Source organism: Candidatus Nanopelagicales bacterium (assembly GCA_037045355.1).
GTDB lineage: Bacteria > Actinomycetota > Actinomycetes > S36-B12.
In genome coordinates this window covers 231,586-250,758 of sequence record JBAOHO010000026.1, presented here as the reverse complement: position 1 = coordinate 250,758, position 19,173 = coordinate 231,586, and the positions used below count along the sequence as shown (strand labels likewise).

Genomic DNA, 19,173 nt, shown 5'->3' with positions numbered 1-19,173 from the left:
GTCGGATCAGGAGACGGGCACCCAGACCAAGCGCAGGTCGACGATGCGGACGTCGGACTTGGCCAAGGTGATCGGTACCGGGACGACCTCGGCCGCCTTGGCCTGCCACTCCTGGCTGATGGCCTGGACCTCCCCGGCGAGTTGGGCATCGAGGTCAGCCACCTGGCCATGAAGGTCGCCGACCTTCGCCTGCGCTGCGTTCGCCTTGGCCTGGGCGGATTGCGCGCGACGAGCGGCAGCCCCGATCGATGCAGTCGACCGGCGGCCGCCCAGAAAGCCGCCGAGCACGGATGCCGCGGAATCCAGCATTCCCGTGTTCCGCTGCGCCTCGGCGGCCTGCACCTGACCCGACGCCGTTGCCAACTTGGTCTGCAACGACCGCAACTTGGTCTGGTACTTGGTCTGAAGAGTTGCGGTCTTCTTGTCCGCTTGCTCCATGGCGAGAGCCAGGCACCGCGCTCGGAAGTCCTCCTCCGTCTCCCCCAGCCTGGAGTAGACCTTCAGTGTCTTGTTCGCGAACACCTGCACCGCCTTGCTGCGCACGAGGTGATCGGTCAGGTCCCGGGTCAACTGCGTCCAGTAGGTCTTGGTGTCGATCTTGGCCGTCGGCAGGACGAACCTCGCCTGGGCCGGCACGTCGGCGAGTAGGTCACGGTCGTCGTAGTCGACCACCAGCGGGGCGAGTGCGGCCGTTTGGGCGGGCAGTGGGAACACCACCGCCTCGTACTCCTCGTCATGCACCACGCCCGCACGAGCATCGTCATACCGCAGCATGACCCGAGCCGCAGCCCCAGCCTCGAGGCGCGGGCCGGCGGCAGTCGGAGGCACCGCCCCGATCTGACCCGCCCACGGCGCTGCTGGATCGAGGAATGCTGCCGTGGTCCCCGTGGCCACCGCCGGCATCACCGGAGTCTCGTCAGCGGCCAGGGCCGCAGCTGAAGCTGAAGGGGGAGCGGAGCCGTTCGGTTGGGACAGCGCGGGCGAAGCGCCCACCTCCGTGACCTGCGCCGTAGGGGAAGCCATGGGAGTCACCGGAGCTGCGGGCACAGTCGGAGTCGCGGGCACTGCCTGCGAGATTGGTGCCGCGGGCACGGGTCTCCCGGCCATGACCTGGGCAATCTGGTCGCGCGTCATCGGACCACGCAGGTAGCTTCGAGCCCACTTGGTGGCGAATGCCGACACCTCGTTGCCACCGGCCCGGCGCAGCAGGAACTGACGCTTGCCCAAACCCGAGATGCTGTCTGACACCGCGGCGACATCGACTCCTCCCGCTGCGGAGGACATGCCCTCGAGCAACCTCGACTTGTCTCGTTCTGTCGTAAGCCGGCCGATCATCCAAGTGCCGGCATTGCTCAACGCCTTGTAGTCGACATCGACGGGGTTCTGCGTCGAAAGCACCACTCCCACACCGAAAGCTCGGGCCTGCTTCATGAGCAGCATGATCGGTTTCTTGGTGGGCGGGTTGGCCGTGGGAGGCAGATAGCCGGCCACTTCGTCCATGTAGAGCAGGGCGCGCAGGTCCGTGGTGCCGCTCTGCCTCCGCATCCATGTCACCAGCTTGGCGAGGATCAATGAGGTGGCGTTCAGTCGGTCAGCGTCGGACAGGTGCGCTGTGGTGATCACCGCGCACCGCGGCTTGCCGTCAGCGGTCCACAACATCGACTGGATGTCGATCGGCTGGCCGGTGATCCAGTTCTGAAACCCAGGCGCCGCCAGGACCGCATTCAGGCGCAGAGCGAACTCCATGCGGTCCTTGGCAGGGAAGAACTGGTCGAGTTCGAACACGCCCAGCTTGCGCATGGGGGGCTGCTGCACCCGGGCCAACAGGGTGGGCAGGTCGATATCCTCGCCGGCCGTCCAAGCGGCATTGATGATGTTGCTCAGCAGGATGTGCTCGCGCGACGACAACGGGTCGGCGGCGATGCCTACCACGCTCAGCAGGCTGGTGACGTAGCCCTCGATCTCATCGGTCATGATCTCCAGATCAGCGCCCTGCGGCGCAGCCAGTGAGCCGAGGACGTCGAGTGGAATCCCGGCCGTCGAACCCGGGGTGTAAATGGCAAGGTCAAACGTCCCTTTGAACTCCGCCATCTGATCGGGGCCGATGCCCCAGGGCTGCAAGCCGTTCCGCCAGAGGGTCGCCTGCTTCTCCGCGTAGGTCGGCAGATCGGAACCATCGGCCTGAGCCTGGGCTGGATCCACCCAGGGCTCGAACTCGGCACCGGTCAAGCCGGGGAACACCAAGGCCAGATTCGTGAGATCCCCTTTGGGGTCGATGAGCAACGCGGGCACTCCGGCGGCCAGGCACTCCTCGATCAGCACGACGCCGAGTCCGGTCTTACCCGATCCTGTCATGCCGACGATGACCCCGTGGGTCACCAGATCGCCGGTGGACACCGACACTCCCGGCGCAGGCGCCGCATCCGCTGCAGCCGTGGGCGCCGCGTCACCAACCGTTCTTCCCAGTAGTAGCTCCGCCACGGTTGTGACCCTAGCGCCCTGAGTGGCGCGGGTGCCTGCCCGACAGAGGCCACGAGGGGAGTACACGAACCGTCGAAACAGGTCCCTCTGATGGCTCAGCCCCGGCACAGTGGGCTCATGCTCGTCGAGCGAGTGGTGGTCGCCACCGAGGGACGCGATCGAGTCCTGGACTCTGTGAAGGCGGGCGCCCTAGTTCTCGTCGTCGTCGGACACAGCCTCGCCTGGCATGTGACACCCACTGGAACTGCGACCAACATCCTGGAAGTGGCACCGGCGATGTCCGTGCTCACGTGGTTGTTCCAGATTCTGCCCCTGTTCTTCGCGGCGGGTGCGGTCTCGAACGCCGCTTCCTTTCGCCGACACGGGACTGACGGATTCCTGCGGATCCGCACCCTTCGCCTCACGACACCTGTCGTGATGTACACGCTCGTGTGGACTGTGGTCCTGCTGCCGATTGTCGGCTGGGCGGCAATCGCGCTGGGGGTCGGCCAGTTCCTCGCGCAGTTGCTGTGGTTCGCCGGGGTCTACTTGATCGTCGTTGCCGCGGTGCCTTTGACCGTGCGCTGGACCAGTCGGCCATTTGTCACGATCGGCCTGTGGGCGATCGTTGTCGTGATCATCGACGTGCAGCGCGTGGCGGGCGGTCCGACGGCGATCAGCTGGCTGAACCTGATTCTGGTGTGGGGACTGCTGCACCAGATCGGCTACTACTTGCCTCGGTTGCGCGACACCGCGCGCCCCGTATTGGTGGCGGGTGCGGCGGTAGCGTTCGCAAGCGCGGTCGCGATGGCCATCGTGGGCCCGTACTCCCGATCGATGATCAGTGTGGGAGCAGACCCGCGACTGTCGAATCTGGCTCCTCCGAGCATCGTGCTGCTTCTCTACGGTTCAGCCCAGATCCTGCTGCTCGCCGCCTTGTGGCCAGCGCTGCGGAGATTGCTGACGCGCGACCGCCTCTGGACGGCCGTCGCCGTTGTGGGGGCACGGGGAATGGGCATCTACCTGTGGCATATCCCATTGGTGACCCTGGCTGTGGGACTCACGCTCGTCTCGGGTCTGCGCCCCGACCCCCTGTCCCCGACGTGGTGGGTCCTCCACGTCGCTGTTGTGATCGTCGTCCTGCCCGGTGCGTGGTGGTTGGCGGGTGTCGCCGGGCGCGGCGAAGCCCTGCTGCGCCGGGTGCCCCGGCTCATCGCGATGCCGGCGGTCTTCGTCGCCGTGGCGGCGGGTGTCATGATCCTGAACATCTCGGTGACCGGTTTCGCGACCTGGTGGGGAATGGGGATGCTGGGGTTTCCCGCGTCGGCGGTGCTGAACCTGCTGATCCTGATGGCCCTGTGGCAGTCCGCGCTTGGAGCCGGTCCTGCGCCACCCCGCCGCCCCCCGCTGCGCTGATCGCGCCGGATTCGGCGAGGTCAGCGCAACCCATGGCGGGTTCGCGTCTGTCTGTTCGCCTGTTCTGCTGTTCGCCTGTTCAGGCTGCTCGAACTGATGGCCGGTTCGGCCTGTTCGCGCTGTTCGCAGTTCGAGCGGCCTGGCGTATCCGGTGCGTGTGTGATTCGCCGCGTCAGGGGCCGAGCGCGTCCGCACCAACGTCTGCAGGATCGCCCGGCGAGCGGCCGGCCTTGCGGCGCCGGTCCAAGGTCAAGGTCGCCGGCCCGAGCAACAGCGCAACCGCGATCGAACTGATCACCACCAGGCCGATCAGAGAGCCGGTGCCACCGAGATCGTTGGTGAAACCGAACACGATGGGGCCGATGGCGTCTCCCATCGCGAACGCCGAGCCGACGATCGCCGCCCAGCGGCCCAGCGAATCGAGGGCGGCGCCGACAGCCAGGAGATACGCGAAGAGCACCGCGTACGATCCGGTCCACAGGAACTGGCAGACGATGTAGGCGACGGGCTGCGAGACGACGACTACCAGGATCTTGGCGAGGGCATCGATGCCGACCATGACGATGATCGGCAGGAACAATCCCCACCGATCGCCCACGATGATGGGCAATGCTGCACCCGCGAGACCGGCGATCGTCGCCACCGCCAGGATCGTGCCGAGATCAGCGCTGGAAAGACCGACGTTGTCCATGACGATCGTTCCCACGAATGCCCACAGCCCGTTGTCCGTGAGGTCCAGGATCAGAGCCCCCAGGAAGATGACGATCCCCAACGCCGGCGTTGGAAGGGGCGCGTCTTCGGCCCGTGACTCGGACTCCGGTGTGGCGGCGTCGGGTAGCCATCGGAACAACGGCAGAACGAGCAGGCAAATCAGAGCCAGGAACAGGAAGGTCGCAGTCGCCTGCGTGCCTGTGATCCGAGGAAGGACGGTCAACAGCATCGCGCCCACGAAAGTATTCACAAGGATGGCGAGCCCCGAGGCCCGTTCTGGATCGGGAGCAGTGGAGATAGCCGCGGTTGCCGAAGCAAGGACGACACCACTGCCCACGCCCGCCACCACGAAGCCGGCGATCAAAACCCCGGTCGTCGGCGCGAATGCGGCGGATGCGAACCCGGCCCCGCTCACGAGCGCGCCGGCCAACGCGAACCGCGCGCGACCGGGACGACCCGCTCGACGGGCGAATACCAGTCCGGTCAGCGCCGTCGCCAGCAAGAGGGCCGTGGTGAGAGAACCGGCCATGGAGTCCGACATCCCCAGGTCGGCCTGCAGGGCATTGACGACCTCGGGCAGGAGATCACCCGCCAGGTAGCCGACGGTCAGCCCGACGGACAGGGCCGCGATCTGCAAGGGCCCCACTCGCTGTCGGTTGACAGGCGTGGCCATGACCCCACCCTATGGCGGATCAACCCAACCCGACTCACCCCGGTAGCGAGTCAGGAACAGCGGGCGGGCCCAGGTCATGGCAGCGGCCGATTGCGCTGCTCGTCGATGACCGCGGATTCGCCTTCGATGACCCGCAACTCCTGCGCCAAGTCCATCAGCTCCGCGCTGACCGACCGCGGCTCTTGGGCGAGGTCGGCCTCGATGGCGGTGATCTCGGCGGCTGCCGACATCGACACGATCTCCGCATCGACGATCTCGCCGCCATCCGCGCCGCGCGGCGTCGGGTCGGGCAGCACAGGCAGACGACCGGAGGCGTCATGCGTGGCAGAGCTGACCGGGCGTTCAGGAGTGTCATCCGGGGCGGTCCTTGCCTCTGGCGTCACGACAGGAATCGGGCGTGGCGGGGGCGCCGGGACAGGTGCCGCGAGGGCGTGCTGGACTGCGTCGATCAGACCCCGCGCGTCGGCGGTCGGTTCGAACCGGGCGAGAGCCGAGCCATCCCGGGCGACGAGGAACTTCGTGTACCCGCTGACATCCGTTGTTCCGTAGGGGCCTGGGAGCTCGGAGTGCAGCCACGCGAACAACGGATCCGGCGCGGGGCCGTCGACCGGTGTCGGTGCCATCACCGGGAAAGTGACCCCGAAGTCGGTTCCGGATCCAGGCCGGTCGGACATCGGGACACCGACGACCACCAAGCCCTGACCGGAGAACGTGCGATAGAGCTTCTGGACGCCCTCAGCCTGGGGAGTGGACCGGGCCTGGGGAGGGAGAACGACCACCAGCACGACCAAGCCGTGGAGGTCCCACATCGACAGCTTCTCGCCGCCGGCCGCCGGAAGAGCGAAGTCGTACAGGTCGGCCATTACTACCTCGTTCCGCACGGTGGGTGTCTCACAGATTGTCACGACACTCGCGCCCCGGCGCCACTACCCTGCGGACATGAGCGACGCAACGACACCGGGCACTGTCCCAGAGGCACTTGCGGAACCGACCGTCCGAGTGCGGGCCGTGTTCATGATCGGCCTCGCGCTGGCGAACCTGGGCATCATGCTGGCGTTCTTCACGCCGATTCTGAACCTGCTGCCCCGCCTCTCCGAGGAAATCGCGGGTTCTGACGGCAAGGAGGCCGCCCTGGCTGTCGTCACCGGCGTCGGCGTCATCGGATCAGTCATCGGGAACCCACTGGCCGGCGCGTTGTCGGACCGCACGACATCGCGCTTCGGGCGCCGCCGGCCATGGATGCTGGGGGGGTCACTCCTCGGACTCGTCGGACTGTTCCTGATGCCCCACATGACGTCGGTGATAGCCCTGACCGCGCTGTGGCTGGTGGTTCAGTTCGCCGTCAATGCCGCCTACGCCGGGCTGACCGCGACGATCCCCGACCAGGTACCGGTCGATCAACGAGGCGTTGCCTCCGGTCTGGTGGGACTCGCCCAGGCGATCGGCCCGGTGATCGGGGTCGGTTTGGTGACCTACGTGGTCTTGTCCTTGAACGGTGGCTCGTACCTGACCGCGTTCCTCTTCGTGCTGTTCGTCCTCCCGTTCATGTTCATCCTGAAGGACCCACCGCTACCGAAAGACAAGCAACCCCCGTTCGACCTTGGGGCGTTCATCAAGGGTTTCTGGGTGTCACCCAAGGCCCACCCCGACTTCGCCTGGGCCTGGCTGGCCCGATTCCTAGTGTCCTTGGGGTTCGCGATGTCGACGCTGTACCTGCTGTTCTTCCTCCAGGACCACCTCGGCTTCCCCGCCCAGGAAGCGGGGACCCGCCAGACCAACCTGCTCCTCGGCTACACACTGGGCATCATCATCACGGCGGTGCTGGGCGGCTACATCTCGGACCGTCTGGGCAAGCGCAAGGTGTTCGTCATCGTCGCCACGATCGTCATGGCAATCGCCGGGGTGATTCTGGCGTTCACACCGGCGAACAACGCCGGTTACGGTCTCGCGATGATCGCCGCCGTCATCCTCGGCCTCGGATACGGCTGGTACCTCAGCGTCGACCAGGCGCTCATCACGCAGGTGCTGCCCACCGCCGGAGACCGGGCTCGCGACCTGGGCGTCATCAACATCGCGAACTCGATGCCCCAGGTTCTGGCGCCGGTCCTTTGTGCCCTGTTCGTGACCGTGCTGGGCGGCTACACGTCCTTGTACCTCGCCACCGCGGTGATCACCCTGATCGGTGCAATCGCGGTGGTACCCATCAAGTCCGTGCCCTGACGCCGCCCGGCGGGACCACGAGCCCAGCGGTCTACCGTGTTCCGGGAACGACCCGGAGGATCCATGGCCAGCAGTGGGGAGCGAACTGACGCTGCCGTCTGGAGCGCGCTGGGCGTTGTCTACGTCGTGTGGGGATCGACCTACCTGGGCATGGCCGTCCTGGTCGAACAGGTCCCGCCGCTGTTGGGAATGGGCACCAGATTCGTCTGTTCCGCGGTCGTCATGGCGCTGATCATCGCGGCAGTGCGGGGAGTCCGCGCACTTCGGGTGACTCGACGAGAACTCCTGTTCGCAGGTCTGATCGGAGTCCTGCTGCTGACCGGCGGAAACGGCGTCGTCGCCGCCGCAGAACGGTTCGTCCCGTCGGGGATCGCGGCGCTGGTGATCGCGGTCACACCTGTGTGGGTCGTCGTGTTCCGACGGATGTCCGGCGACCGGCCCGCAGCACTGACCGTGCTGGGTGTCGTCATCGGATTCGCGGGTGTCGCGGCCTTGGTTCTGGCGTCCAGCCGGAGCACCGACAGCCCCGGCTACGGGTACCAGGATGTGAGCGAGACCGCTGTGCTGATGTGGACGTTGGCCGTGGTCGCCGCGTCCCTATCCTGGGCTCTGGGATCGTTCCTGGCCGCGCGATTCTCCCGGCAGGAACGACTCCCGACCGACCCGCTGGTGCTCACCTTCTGGCAGTTCGCGACTGGTGGGGTCGGTTTGCTCATGGCCGGCCTGCTGGATGGCGAGAGCTTGCCCCCACCAGCGACCTGGGACTCCCGGGCGGTCACCGCGTGGCTGTATCTCGTGGTGGCGGGGATCCTCGCCTTCCTGTGCTACACATGGCTGCTCGCGAATGCCCGACTGTCGCTGGTCGCGACCTATGCCTATGTGAATCCCGTCGTCGCCGTGGCCCTGGGCTGGTGGATCAAAGACGAGAACCTCACATGGGCGCTCGTCGGGTGCGGCGCCCTGATCGTGGTCGGTGTCGCCATGGTGGTCCGTGGCGAACAACCCGCCGAGACCGAATCGGAACCGCACACGGTCAAGGATGGGACCGGTGGCGGGTAGCGTTGTGAGGGCCGTCGGGCGGAGCCGGGCGTCGGGGAGGTCGACATGGTGAAAGTCGTGATCGCAGCGGCGATTCTGGCTGTTGCCGGCTACCTCGGATTTTCCGCCGTGACATCCCAGTCGATCCTGGGCATGCAGGGCTCGTCGCGAGCGGAGCGCACTCCCGACAACCCGGTGAACCGTGACTTCATCGCGTCGGTCACGGTCGAACAGGACTACTCGGGAACCACCTACCGGGTTCGTCCCACTCGAGCCGGCCGGATGGCGGGCAACTCCGAACTCGACATCGCCTGGCGGCAAGCGGTCCGTGCCGGCGTCCCCGACCGCAAGGGTTTGCGCCGACAGTTCCTCTGCCACCCGATGTCGATCGTCGCCCGCGCCAAACCGACGTGGGACCTGGAGTCGTGGCGCCCGACCGTCGGAATGGTCGACATGATGCTCGCCGGCTGCAACCCCGACTGACGGAATCCACCGTCAGATCCCGGTGACCTGATCAGACCGGTTCGATATCGCGCACCCGGTAGTGCAGGTGCAGGACGTCGTAGTCCAGACGTTCAGCGGCGATCAACTCGAGACGATGCTTGGTCGCCGAACCCTCGAGAACCCTGCGTCCGGCATCGCCCACGACCACGGGGTGCACCATCAGGCTGAGTTCATCGACCAGTTCATGGTCGAGCATGACGTGGGTCAACACCGGGCCACTGTCGACGAGTATCCGATCGACGTCGAACGTGTCGCGGATCCACGGCAACGCCTGCGCGAGCATCACCCGCTGACCTCCGGAGACGAGATACCGGTAGCCACGCTCATCCAAATAGTCGAGGTAGGTGCGTGGTGTTGAGCGCGAGACCAGGACTACGACGTCCCGCAGTCCAGGGAAGGCCCTCAGCTCGTGAAGTCGACCATCCAGGCGCCCGGTGGAATCCACGAGAAACCACCATGGCAGTTCATCGCGATCCGTGGGCGGCACGTCGGTTGCTGGGCCGGGGTCTGCGGGCGCCGGTGCTGACACATGGTCCAACCCGCTGGCCATGGTGACGGAGCCGACCAGTCGCGCTCGGGCCCCCAGCCGATGGGCGATGTCGTAATGCTGACCGAGATGCGGCAGGAATCCGGTTGTCGCACCGTCCGCGGAAATGGAGTTATGCACCACCACCACGGGCCGCACGTCCGCCATGATGGCCACAGTAGCGAGGTCGAACCGAGAGTCCGGATGCGAGGCGCACATGAGGGACACTGCCGCCCCGCCGCCCATTCCCGGCCGCCGAATCGAACCACTGCCCAAACCCACCGAGGGCACTCTGCTCACGATCGAGGACCGTAGTGTCGCCGCCGGCGTCGGGTTTCGCGCCATCACCCGTTTCACTCACGCCCGGGGCACACTGCTGGCTGCGGGGACCACGTACTACCTGTTCCTGTCGTTGTTCGCCGTGATCGCAGTGTCCTTCGGCATCGCGGCACTGGTCGGTGCAGACGCGTTGTCCGACCTGCTCAACGAGACCTTGTCCAACGCATTCCCAGGCCTGACGGGTGACCAAGGCATCAACGCCGAGCAACTGAAATCGTTCGGGCAGACGTCGTCGATCGTGGGCTTGCTGATCCTGATGTACTCCGGCACCGGGTCAGTGGCGGCGGCGACGAACAGCCTGCACCAGATCTACGGAACCGCACAGGACGGGCGCAACTTCGTGCTCGTGCGGATCCGTATGGCGGGTTGGTTGTTCGTCCTCGCACCGCTGATGCTGCTGTCCTTCGCTCCCGGCTTCGTGCTCGCACTTTCCACCCAACAGGTGCAGAACTGGCTGGGGACTTCGTTCAGCGTCGCACCGGTCGTCGTCTGGGTGGTCGCCAACGCGATCGCGACGGCGCTGAGCTTCACGGTCATCTACCTGATGTTCAACCACCTCGGCGGGATCCGGCCGGCCCGTCGCCCGGTCGTAGTGGGAGCCCTCGTCGGCGCCGTCGGCGTCGAGGTGTTGAAGGCGTTCTCGTCGCAGATCGTGTCCTGGTCGCTCGGCAAGCCACAGTACGGCGCCTTCGCAGTTCCCATCACAATCCTGCTGATGCTCTACCTGCTCACCCTGGTTACCTACGGATCCGCGACGTTGACGGCGGCCCTGGCCGAGCAGTCGGCCCAGCCCCCGGCCACAGGCGATGACGCCCCGGAATGATCGGCACCCGCATCACGGCCGGCTGAACCATCACTTCCGGCCGCAGGATACGGTCGGGGTATGTCGCCCCACTCGGAATCAGAGTCCGAGGAACGCTTCGACTCGCAGTGTCTGATCATCGGCGCCGGGCCGGGAGGTCTGGCCGCGGCACAGGCACTGGTCGAGCGGGATATCGACTTCGAATGGTTTGAGAAGTCCGACCGAATCGGTGGTGTCTGGAACGGGTCTCCTGACTCTCCGGTGAACGGATCACTGCAGTTGATCTCCTCTCGATCCATGAGCGCCTTTTCCGCCGCACCCTTGCCGCGCAACGGCGCGGACTATCCCAGCGCTCAAGAGATGAACGAGTATTTGCTCACCTTCGCCGAGACCATGGGGTTGGCCTCGCGCGTCGAGTTCGGCACGGAGGTCACCGCCATCGAGGCGGTACCTGGACCCGGCCTGCCCGGGCACAACGGTTGGGCGGTCAGTGTCGGATCACGTCCGCGGCGGTACTACGAGAACGTCATCGTCGCCACCGGCCACCACCAGGTCCCTCATCTACCCCCGCTACCGGGAGCATTCAGCGGGCGTGCCCTGCACTCCCGCGACCACGCGACACCGGACGACCTCATCGCGGGAACGGTACTGGTCATCGGCTCGGGCACGGCGGCGGTCGAGATCGCGGTGGAGTCATCTCGGCGCGCTGAACGCACGCTTCTCTCCACCCGTTCCGCCCTCCGTGTCATCCCTCGTCACATGTTCGGCCGACCCAGCGATCAGGTGCGTCCCGGCGTCGCGTCACTGCTGCCCGTCTCGGTCGAGCAATCACTGCTGGCGGCTCTAGTCAAGGTCACTGCAGGTCAACCGACAGGCCCCGGTGAGTCAGGAACCGAGAGTGTTCCGTGTGTGTCGTCGGATTTCGCCGACCGAGTCGAGACGGGGGGCATCGAACTCCGCCCGCAAGTTCGGCGACTGGCCAGTGACTCCGTCGAATTCGTCGACGGGAGCCGGGAACAAGTCGATGTCATCGTCTATGCAACGGGCTACGACGTGAACATCCCGTTCCTCACCAAAGACGTCCTCGACTGCTCGGGCAACCGACTTCCGCTCTACCAACGGGTTGTCGCACCGCAGCGGCCAGGGCTGTGGTTCGTCGGGTTCATCGACTCGTTCGGTCCCACGATCCCGGCGCTGGAGGCTCAGGCTCAGTGGGTCGGCGACCTGATCGTCGGCACCACCGTGCTCCCCAGCCGCAGCAGCATGCGCACCTGGATCGAACGTGACCACGCCGACTGCGAGAAGCGGTACCTCGACCCCGCCTGTCACACGATGCAAGTGGATCCCTGGCGCTATCCGAAGTCGATCAAGCAGGAGCGGGCCCGGCGATCAGGGAAGCCGCGCCTGAATGCGCGGGCCAGGTCGGTTGCCCGACGCTGATCGCCGCAGTGGAGACCACGGATCACCCCCGATAGCGTCGACAGGTGGAACGCTTCATCCTGAACACACGGAACACGACGTACGCGATGGCGGTCGATGACTCCGGGCTGCTGCGGCACATCCATTGGGGTGGCCGTATTGACGACGCGGGCGATCTTGATCCGCTCCCACTGTGGGACCTGTCGACGAACGACATGCTCGCCGACATTGCAGCTGAGGAGTATCCCGTGCACGGGCGGTTCCGCTACAAGGAACAGTGCCTGAGCATCACCTTCGCCGACGGGACCCGCGAGTTGCGTCCGGAGTTCACCGGCAGTTCCCAGATCGATCCGCCAGATGAGTTGCCGTCGCCGCCGGATGAGGATCAGGCGCCGCCAGATGAGTTGGTGGTGCATCTGCTCGACTCGGACTACGGCGTCGGGATAGACCTGCACTACCGAGTCGTGCCGGAACTGGATCTGATCGAACGGTGGGCCGTGACCACCAACCGGTCGAGCGAGCCGTTCACAGTTTCGAGCGCCTACTCAGCGCAGTTCACGATTCCGTTCGAGGATCTGCAATTCCGCAACGTCCATGGCCTGTGGGCGGCTGAACAACAGCAGTTCACGCAGCAGATCGGGTACGGCAAGGTCGTCGTGGAGAGTCGCAGAGGCTCATCGAATCACCACCACAATCCGTACGTGATTCTCAGCCGTCACGCGTCAGAGACGTCGGGGCAGGTGTGGTTCGCGGCGTTGCACTGGAGCGGCAACTTCCGCGCTGCTGTCGAGCAACGCCAATACGGCGGGACCAGTCTGCAGATCGGCCTCAACGACTACGACTTCGCCCTCGAGCTCGCCCCCGGCGAGAGCATTCGCACGCCCACAGTCGTGGCGGGCTACAGCGATCGTGGGTTTGCCCCGATGAGTCACCGGTTGCATGAGTACGGACGTCGGATGATGGCTGTCGGCGTTCGTCCCGTCCTCTACAACTCCTGGGAGGCGACGGGCTTCGATGTCACCGAGCAGAACCAGAGGGCCCTCGCCGAGCGGGCGCAGGGCATCGGGGCAGAACTCTTCGTGGTCGACGACGGATGGTTCGGTCGGCGCGGTGAGGAGGCCGACGGCCTCGGTGATTGGCAGGTGAATCGCGGCAAGTTCCCCAACGGTCTGGAACCGCTGATCGAAGAGGTCCATCGACTCGGGATGAAGTTCGGTATCTGGGTCGAGCCTGAGATGGTCAACCCGCGCTCTGACCTATACCACCAGCATCCCGACTGGATCCATCGCGACCCCAATCGGGAGCCGGACACAGCCCGAGACCAGTTCGTGTTGGACCTGACCCGCCCTGAGGTGGGCGAATTCGTCTTCGACATGGTGGACGACCTGCTGACCCGTCATGACATCGCCTACGTGAAATGGGACGCGAACCGACCGATGTCGCAGGTGGGTGTGACTCAGGATGTGTGGCTGCGCCAGATCGAGGCCCTCTACGCCATCGTCGAACGTCTCAAGGCACGCCATCCGGAGGTCCTCATCGAAGCGTGCGCCTCGGGCGGAGGACGGATCGACTTCGGCGCCCTGTCCGTGTTCGATGACTTCTGGACCAGCGACAACACTGATGCACTGGATCGCCTCACCATCCAGAGCAGCTACTCATTCGTCTATCCGATCAAGGCCATGCGGGCGTGGGTAACGGACGCTAAGAACTTCCTGACGCAGCGCACGATCCCGCTGGAGTTCCGGTTCCACGTGGCCATGATGGGCAGTCTCGGCATCGGGGCGGACCTTACGAAGTTCACGGACGATGACATGGCTACCTCGACTCGGCTCGTCGCGCAGTACAAGGAGTTGCGTGCCACCATCCAGAACGGCCGTTTCGATCGTCTGGACAATCCCTCGCCCAACGATTACCGACTGTTCCAGTACACCGACGACATCCGCGCAGTCGTCTTCGTGTTTCTCCCGTCGAGCCGGATCGGCCGCCGCGGCACAAGGGTCCGGCTGCGCGGGCTCCAACCCGATGCCCGCTACCGCTTCTACTCCAACTGGGCCTGGCAGGAGAAATCCGGGTCCTATCTCATGAATCACGGCATCGAGGTGTGGCTCATGGGGGACTACGCCAGCCAGCTGATCGTCTGTGACCGGATCACCGAGAGTTCCCGTCGACGGGCGGTCACCTCGTAACGAGACACGGTGCGAGCGGTGTGGCCCCTACACTCGCCGGGTGCAGGTCGCCCTTTGGTTGGTCGCCGCAGTGCTGTGCGTCGTCGCTGTCGCCGCGCTGGCGGAACGGTGGCGCACGTCGGCACCACTGCTGCTCGTGGTCGTGGGGATCGCCGCTTCGTTCGTCCCCTTCATTCCGCAGGTGGTACTCGAACCCGAGGTCGTGCTGATCGGCATCCTCCCCCCACTGTTGTATGGCGCGGCCTACAACACGTCATTCATCGACTTCCGGGCGAGGAAGGGGACGATCGCCTCACTCTCGGTCGGACTGGTGATCTTCACGACGGTTGTTGTCGGAGTGATCGCCTGGTGGTTGATACCGGGGATTCCCCTCGCTGCGGGAATCGCCTTGGGTGCGGTCGTCGCACCTCCGGATGCGGTGGCCGCCACCGCCATCGCGAAGCGGGTTGGAATGCCCATTTCGGTGGTCCAAGTACTCGAAGGCGAAAGCCTGGTCAATGATGCGACCGCGCTGACCGCGTTGCGCGCAGCCATCGCCGCCCTGGCCGGCTCGCTGACGGTCCTCGAGGTCGGCCTGGAGTTCCTACTGGCCGCCGGCGGCGGCATCGTGATCGGCCTGATTGTGGCCGGCTTGTACATCCCCCTGCGACGCAAGATCTCCACGCCCGCCTTCGACACCGCGTTGTCGTTCACCGTTCCATACGTCGCGTTCGTCCCCGCCGAGGCCATCCACGCTTCCGGCGTGGTCGCGGTTGTAGTCGCCGGCCTCTTGATCGGCCATCGGGCTCCTCTGGTGCAGTCCGGCGCAGCCCGCCTCACGACCGATGCGAATTGGCGGACCGTGGCCTTTCTGCTGGAGAACATCGTCTTCCTGCTCATCGGCCTGCAACTGCCCAGTCTGATGCAGGGCCTGTCGTCGGATCCACTGCCGGTGGCCACCGTGACCATCGCCGCGATCGGCGTCTATCTGGCCACCGTCACCACCCGGTTCACCTGGGTCTTCGCGGGGGGCGGCCTCGCCCGGGTGACCTGGTTCGGACGTCGACGCACCACCATGGACGCCGGGGAACTCGCTGCCGTCTCCTGGGCCGGGATGCGAGGTGTTGTCACCCTTGCGGCGGCGCTCACGCTCCCGCTGGCACTGCCACACCGAGAGGTCCTGGTGGTAATCGCCTTCATCGTTGTCGTGGGATCGTTGCTGCTTCAGGGAACCACCCTTCCGTGGCTGGTCCGGCGCCTCCACCTGCAGCCCCCTGACCGAGCGGAACTCGCGCTGCAGGAAGCCGCGTTGCTCGACGCCGTCGCCGCCGCTGGTTGCGCGCGCCTGGAGGAAGTGGGGGGACCGTCGGATCCCCCCGAGGTCCTCGCTCGGCTGCGGCAGCGCCCCGTCGAGCGCTCCAACGCAGCATGGGAGTTGGTGGCCCGATCTGGTCGGGGCGAGACCCCCAGTCGGGCCTACGCCCGACTACGACTTGCGATGCTCGCCAGCGAGCGCACAGCGGTGATCGAAGCACGCGACCACGGCGGTTACCCCGACGAGGTGATCCGCCGGGTGATCCGTCAGTTGGACGTCGAGGAGGGCATGCTCGACGGTGGGGCCGTCGATGACGATACGGCTGACTCGGAACTGACGGCACCCGAGGCCGTCGCAGGCAGATGCCCGCACCTGAGTAGTGCACTGCCGCTTCCGGTACCGGACCCGCCGCACGCTTGCGCCGGATGTATCGCGGAGGGAACGCAATGGGTGCACCTGAGGATGTGCCTGACATGCGCACAGATCGGATGCTGCGATTCGTCGGAGCGCCGCCATGCCACCGGCCACTTCGAGCAGACCGGACATCCGGTCATGCGCAGCATCGAACCCGGTGAGTCCTGGCGCTGGTGTTACGTCGATCGCCTGCTCGGATCCGACTGACCGACTGAACCGGCTCTCGCTGATTCACCCAGTGAGCCAGGCGACCTTGGCGCCAGGATCACTGCGGGAGTCGGGCAGGCTCTCTGCGCGGGGTTCGGGAACTCAGGAACTACCTCAGGAACCTACCTCAGGAACTCGGTGAGGCCGATGCACCCGTCAGCGTGAACGAGCTGAACATCGCATCGAACGTGGGCTTCAATTGCTCCCAGTTCTGCTCCGCGGACTGTGCGAGGACCTGGTACTCGGTGGCACCGTCGAAGACGAAGTACATCTCGGACTTGATCGGCTTTCCCTCGACATCGAACGTCGTCTCCGTGTAGAACGCCGGCTTGCCGCCCAACGTGCTGTCAGTCAGAGGAGCGATCTTCATGCCGGGGCTGCTCGCCTTGAGTTGGGGAATGACGTTCTGCTCCAACTCCTGCTTGGCTGCGGGAAGATCGGCCTCGGTGATCTCGACCTGCAGCGGGTAGACGTTGACCACGAACGCATCCCGATACTGCCCCGCGATCTGCGATCCCTCCGTGTCGAACACGGCGAACGTCTGGCTTGTGGTGGCGCCTCCCTCGTTCGAGAAGGAGGCGTCGTCGCGCTCCTCGAACGGCGGTGAGTAACCGAACGAGAAACCGAACTCGGAGTTGCTCAAGGTCTCCGTGAGTTCGACTCCGGTGGTGGCATCAGGGGTGGCCTGGGTGGGACTGGCCGAGGTGTCGCCCCCGATCGATACGGACCCTGAGCAGCCGGACAGCAGTCCAGCGGCGACGAGGACGGACGCGGCAACAGCGGAGGCGGTTTTCATAGCGCCATCTAAGCCTGCCGGCGGGCCGATTTCCACCACATCCGACCTCCGACATCCGATCGGAACCTAGACGAGTGCACCGTGCACCGCCGATCCTTGACGGCTGGTCCACGGAGGTCGTGGACTCCGATGTCGGATTGGTGGCGCTGCACTCCCGGCCCCACCCGAAGGGACCCTATTTCGCGCGATACGGGGCCACCGGCGGTTTCTGATCGCAGTTCGGTTGAGTCGGTTTGCCGGCAAACCGCTGGTCGAGCCAGTCCACGACCTGCGGACCGGCGACGGTCGCCGCATGGATGTGATCCACGCCCCCCATCCAATCCATCGTGAGGTCAGAACCCGCCCGGCACCACCGCCGTTGCAGCCAGGCGATCGAGGACGGAAGCACCACGTTGTCCTCGGTGCCCACCGGCACCAGCAACGGCAGGTCGGCGGGCAGTGGGTCCGGGGTCTGAGTCCGCAGAGCGGCAAGCCAGTTCGGATCTGACAGCGGACTGCGATCGAAGTACTGCTGTCCGAGTTTCTGGCGGGCGAGGCCGAACAGTGCCGCCGTCATGATGCAGTCCTCGGCTTGCGCCTCGGTGGCCGCCAGTCCCGCATCGCTGACGATGGCGGCGGGCGTCAACGAGGGGTCCACGACCGGCCAGGAGACCATGACCTCCGGTCCGATGGCCCATGCGACAGCCGTGTCCCACTGCTGCGCGAGGATCACCTCGAGTGGCCCCGCCGGCGCTGCCGCCGCCACCGCCGTCAGTCGGAGCTCCGGCGCGATGTCGCGAGCGAGTTGCCCCGTCCACAGCGCGGCATGACCGCCCTGCGACAGGCCGTACGCCGCCCAATCGCTACCGGCCTCGGCACCGGGCATCGAGCGCGCGGCACGAACGGAGTTCACGACGTCATTGGCTTCAGCGCGTCCCAAGAGGTACGTGGCAGGTGGCGGAGTTCCCAGACCCTGGTAATCCGTGGCAGTGACGATCCAATCGTTGGCGATCATCTGTTGCAGCCACTGACTCATCAACGGCATCGCTGCGGGGTTCCGGCTCGGTGCGCACTGATCACCTAGCCCGATGGTTCCGTGGGCCCAGGCCACGACCTTGCGCGGGCCGCGGGCCGGACGTTCCGGGATCCACACCGTCCCACCGCTGACCCGACGGCCCCCGTCATATCCCTGCGTCACGTACAAGATCCGTTGTGCTCGAGCACCAGGCACATCCCACAGCGGTGCCGGTTCGGATCTGATCACGACGCCCGGACTGCCCTCCAGTGGCTCGGGGGGCGTGTAGAAGGCCTCCAGGGGCGCCTGCTCTTGTTCTGCCTGCCACTGTCGGAACCAGTAGTAGCCAGCGGTTCCGGTGACGAGCAGAACGGCAAGGACCACCACCGCGACCACGGCGATCCGAAGCGCTCGCATCTACTGAGGCTAGTGGCTCGTTCGCTCCGAAGCCGCCTCTATTCTGAGCGGGATGACCACGTCCGCCCGCTCCCCGGACCTACTGGAGCGCCATCGGGACCTCCGGCGGCTGCGTGAGATGGCACTCGGGTTCGGGATCGGTTCGGTCCTCTTCGGCGCCGGCGCGGCGTGCGCGATCACTTCCGCCGCCACCAACCTGATCAACGTGCTCTATGCCGTGGGGGCTGTGTTCTTCACCTTCGCTGCCGGAGTCCAACTGTTCACGGCGCTGGACCACCGTCCTCAGGACGAGCGCGTGGGTCTTCACAAGGCAATCCGCAACCCCGACCTGATGAGTGCTGCCATCCAACTCGTCGGCACCGTCTACTTCAACGCAATGACCATCCGCGCGTTGTTGGATGCCAACTACGCGTCGATCTGGACCCCCGATGTCTTGGGCTCCATGGCGTTCCTGATCTCCAGTGGCATTGCGTGGTACCCCATCGCCCGCGAGCGACGACACGCGCTGGTCTCCTTGAAGTCCCGGGCCATCTGCTGGGCCAACCTCGCAGGCTCGATCTTCTTCGCCTTGTCAGCATGGGGTGCGGAACTGCTGGCGCCTGGCGTGTATCGCAGTATCTACTGGGACAACGCCGGGACGCTGCTGGGCGCCATCGGATTCCTGGTGGCCTCGGTGCTGCTGTGGCCGGAACGGACGTCGGATGCCACGTGACCGCGACGAATCAGGTCGACCCCTGAACGCACGCCCGCGCGACGC

The 19,173-nt window shown here is 65.8% G+C and carries 15 protein-coding genes; 9 read left to right on the top strand and 6 right to left on the bottom strand.

The window, feature by feature from the left end; translation table 11 throughout:
* Nucleotides 1-6: 6 nt before the first annotated feature.
* On the bottom strand, nt 7-2,481 hold the full coding sequence (locus V9E98_13835; protein MEI2718045.1) for a helicase HerA-like domain-containing protein: 2,475 nt from the start codon (nt 2,479-2,481) through the stop codon (nt 7-9).
* A gap of 90 nt (nt 2,482-2,571) precedes the next feature.
* On the opposite strand from V9E98_13835, the gene V9E98_13830 reads away from it, so the two are divergent.
* Nucleotides 2,572-3,876, top strand: coding sequence for an acyltransferase family protein (locus V9E98_13830; protein MEI2718044.1), 1,305 nt, complete (start codon nt 2,572-2,574; stop codon nt 3,874-3,876).
* 172 nt (nt 3,877-4,048) lie between these two features.
* Here the strand turns inward: V9E98_13830 and V9E98_13825 are convergent, their stop codons facing one another.
* Nucleotides 4,049-5,260 carry an MFS transporter gene (locus tag V9E98_13825; GenBank protein MEI2718043.1) on the bottom strand — a complete coding sequence of 404 codons (1,212 nt, stop codon included), beginning with the start codon at nt 5,258-5,260 and terminating at the stop codon, nt 4,049-4,051.
* 74 nt (nt 5,261-5,334) lie between these two features.
* Nucleotides 5,335-6,123, bottom strand: a complete 789-nt coding sequence (locus V9E98_13820) for a hypothetical protein (protein MEI2718042.1) — start codon at nt 6,121-6,123, stop codon at nt 5,335-5,337.
* A gap of 76 nt (nt 6,124-6,199) precedes the next feature.
* On the opposite strand from V9E98_13820, the gene V9E98_13815 reads away from it, so the two are divergent.
* From V9E98_13815 to V9E98_13805, 3 genes are all read left to right on the top strand, one after another.
* Nucleotides 6,200-7,480 carry an MFS transporter gene (locus tag V9E98_13815; GenBank protein MEI2718041.1) on the top strand — a complete coding sequence of 427 codons (1,281 nt, stop codon included), beginning with the start codon at nt 6,200-6,202 and terminating at the stop codon, nt 7,478-7,480.
* A 63-nt stretch (nt 7,481-7,543) separates the two neighbouring features.
* Nucleotides 7,544-8,539, top strand: a complete 996-nt coding sequence (locus V9E98_13810; protein ID MEI2718040.1) for an EamA family transporter — start codon at nt 7,544-7,546, stop codon at nt 8,537-8,539.
* A gap of 45 nt (nt 8,540-8,584) precedes the next feature.
* A complete protein-coding gene (locus tag V9E98_13805; protein MEI2718039.1) occupies nt 8,585-9,001 on the top strand; it encodes a DUF2599 domain-containing protein in 417 nt (138 codons plus the stop codon).
* A 31-nt stretch (nt 9,002-9,032) separates the two neighbouring features.
* On the opposite strand, the gene V9E98_13800 is transcribed toward V9E98_13805, so the two are convergent.
* Nucleotides 9,033-9,716, bottom strand: a complete 684-nt coding sequence (locus V9E98_13800; GenBank protein MEI2718038.1) for a dihydrofolate reductase family protein — start codon at nt 9,714-9,716, stop codon at nt 9,033-9,035.
* Between the two features lie 49 nt (nt 9,717-9,765).
* Here V9E98_13800 and V9E98_13795 point away from each other — a divergent pair, with 49 nt between their 5' ends.
* The 4 genes from V9E98_13795 to V9E98_13780 are packed head-to-tail and all read left to right on the top strand — an operon-like array spanning nt 9,766 to nt 16,209.
* Nucleotides 9,766-10,710, top strand: coding sequence for a YihY/virulence factor BrkB family protein (locus V9E98_13795; protein MEI2718037.1), 945 nt, complete (start codon nt 9,766-9,768; stop codon nt 10,708-10,710).
* Nucleotides 10,711-10,770: 60 nt separating this feature from the next.
* Nucleotides 10,771-12,129, top strand: coding sequence for an NAD(P)-binding domain-containing protein (locus tag V9E98_13790; protein ID MEI2718036.1), 1,359 nt, complete (start codon nt 10,771-10,773; stop codon nt 12,127-12,129).
* Between the two features lie 44 nt (nt 12,130-12,173).
* The gene (locus tag V9E98_13785) at nt 12,174-14,294 is read left to right on the top strand and encodes an alpha-galactosidase (GenBank protein ID MEI2718035.1); all 2,121 of its coding nucleotides are present in this window, start codon (nt 12,174-12,176) and stop codon (nt 14,292-14,294) included.
* Nucleotides 14,295-14,334: 40 nt separating this feature from the next.
* The gene (locus V9E98_13780) at nt 14,335-16,209 is read left to right on the top strand and encodes a Na+/H+ antiporter (protein MEI2718034.1); all 1,875 of its coding nucleotides are present in this window, start codon (nt 14,335-14,337) and stop codon (nt 16,207-16,209) included.
* Between the two features lie 127 nt (nt 16,210-16,336).
* Here the strand turns inward: V9E98_13780 and V9E98_13775 are convergent, their stop codons facing one another.
* Nucleotides 16,337-17,005 (bottom strand): hypothetical protein, encoded by a 669-nt coding sequence (locus tag V9E98_13775; protein MEI2718033.1) that lies wholly within the window; start codon nt 17,003-17,005, stop codon nt 16,337-16,339.
* 175 nt (nt 17,006-17,180) lie between these two features.
* Complete coding sequence (locus V9E98_13770) at nt 17,181-18,416, bottom strand: lipase family protein (GenBank protein MEI2718032.1); 1,236 nt, start codon at nt 18,414-18,416, stop codon at nt 17,181-17,183.
* A gap of 52 nt (nt 18,417-18,468) precedes the next feature.
* Here V9E98_13770 and V9E98_13765 point away from each other — a divergent pair, with 52 nt between their 5' ends.
* Nucleotides 18,469-19,128 carry a hypothetical protein gene (locus V9E98_13765; GenBank protein ID MEI2718031.1) on the top strand — a complete coding sequence of 220 codons (660 nt, stop codon included), beginning with the start codon at nt 18,469-18,471 and terminating at the stop codon, nt 19,126-19,128.
* Nucleotides 19,129-19,173 lie beyond the last annotated feature (45 nt).

Excerpts from the sequence above, each read along its gene's own strand:
- V9E98_13810 (MEI2718040.1), top strand. The coding sequence starts at position 7,544 with ATGGCCAGCAGTGGGGAGCGAACTGACGCTGCCGTCTGGAGCGCGCTG.
- V9E98_13800 (MEI2718038.1), bottom strand. The coding sequence starts at position 9,716 with ATGGCGGACGTGCGGCCCGTGGTGGTGGTGCATAACTCCATTTCCGCG.
- V9E98_13775 (MEI2718033.1), bottom strand. The coding sequence starts at position 17,005 with ATGAAAACCGCCTCCGCTGTTGCCGCGTCCGTCCTCGTCGCCGCTGGA.
- V9E98_13825 (MEI2718043.1), bottom strand. The coding sequence starts at position 5,260 with ATGGCCACGCCTGTCAACCGACAGCGAGTGGGGCCCTTGCAGATCGCG.
- V9E98_13770 (MEI2718032.1), bottom strand. The coding sequence starts at position 18,416 with ATGCGAGCGCTTCGGATCGCCGTGGTCGCGGTGGTGGTCCTTGCCGTT.
- V9E98_13815 (MEI2718041.1), top strand. The coding sequence starts at position 6,200 with ATGAGCGACGCAACGACACCGGGCACTGTCCCAGAGGCACTTGCGGAA.
- V9E98_13820 (MEI2718042.1), bottom strand. The coding sequence starts at position 6,123 with ATGGCCGACCTGTACGACTTCGCTCTTCCGGCGGCCGGCGGCGAGAAG.
- V9E98_13805 (MEI2718039.1), top strand. The coding sequence starts at position 8,585 with ATGGTGAAAGTCGTGATCGCAGCGGCGATTCTGGCTGTTGCCGGCTAC.
- V9E98_13795 (MEI2718037.1), top strand. The coding sequence starts at position 9,766 with ATGAGGGACACTGCCGCCCCGCCGCCCATTCCCGGCCGCCGAATCGAA.
- V9E98_13830 (MEI2718044.1), top strand. The coding sequence starts at position 2,572 with ATGGCTCAGCCCCGGCACAGTGGGCTCATGCTCGTCGAGCGAGTGGTG.
- V9E98_13790 (MEI2718036.1), top strand. The coding sequence starts at position 10,771 with ATGTCGCCCCACTCGGAATCAGAGTCCGAGGAACGCTTCGACTCGCAG.
- V9E98_13765 (MEI2718031.1), top strand. The coding sequence starts at position 18,469 with ATGACCACGTCCGCCCGCTCCCCGGACCTACTGGAGCGCCATCGGGAC.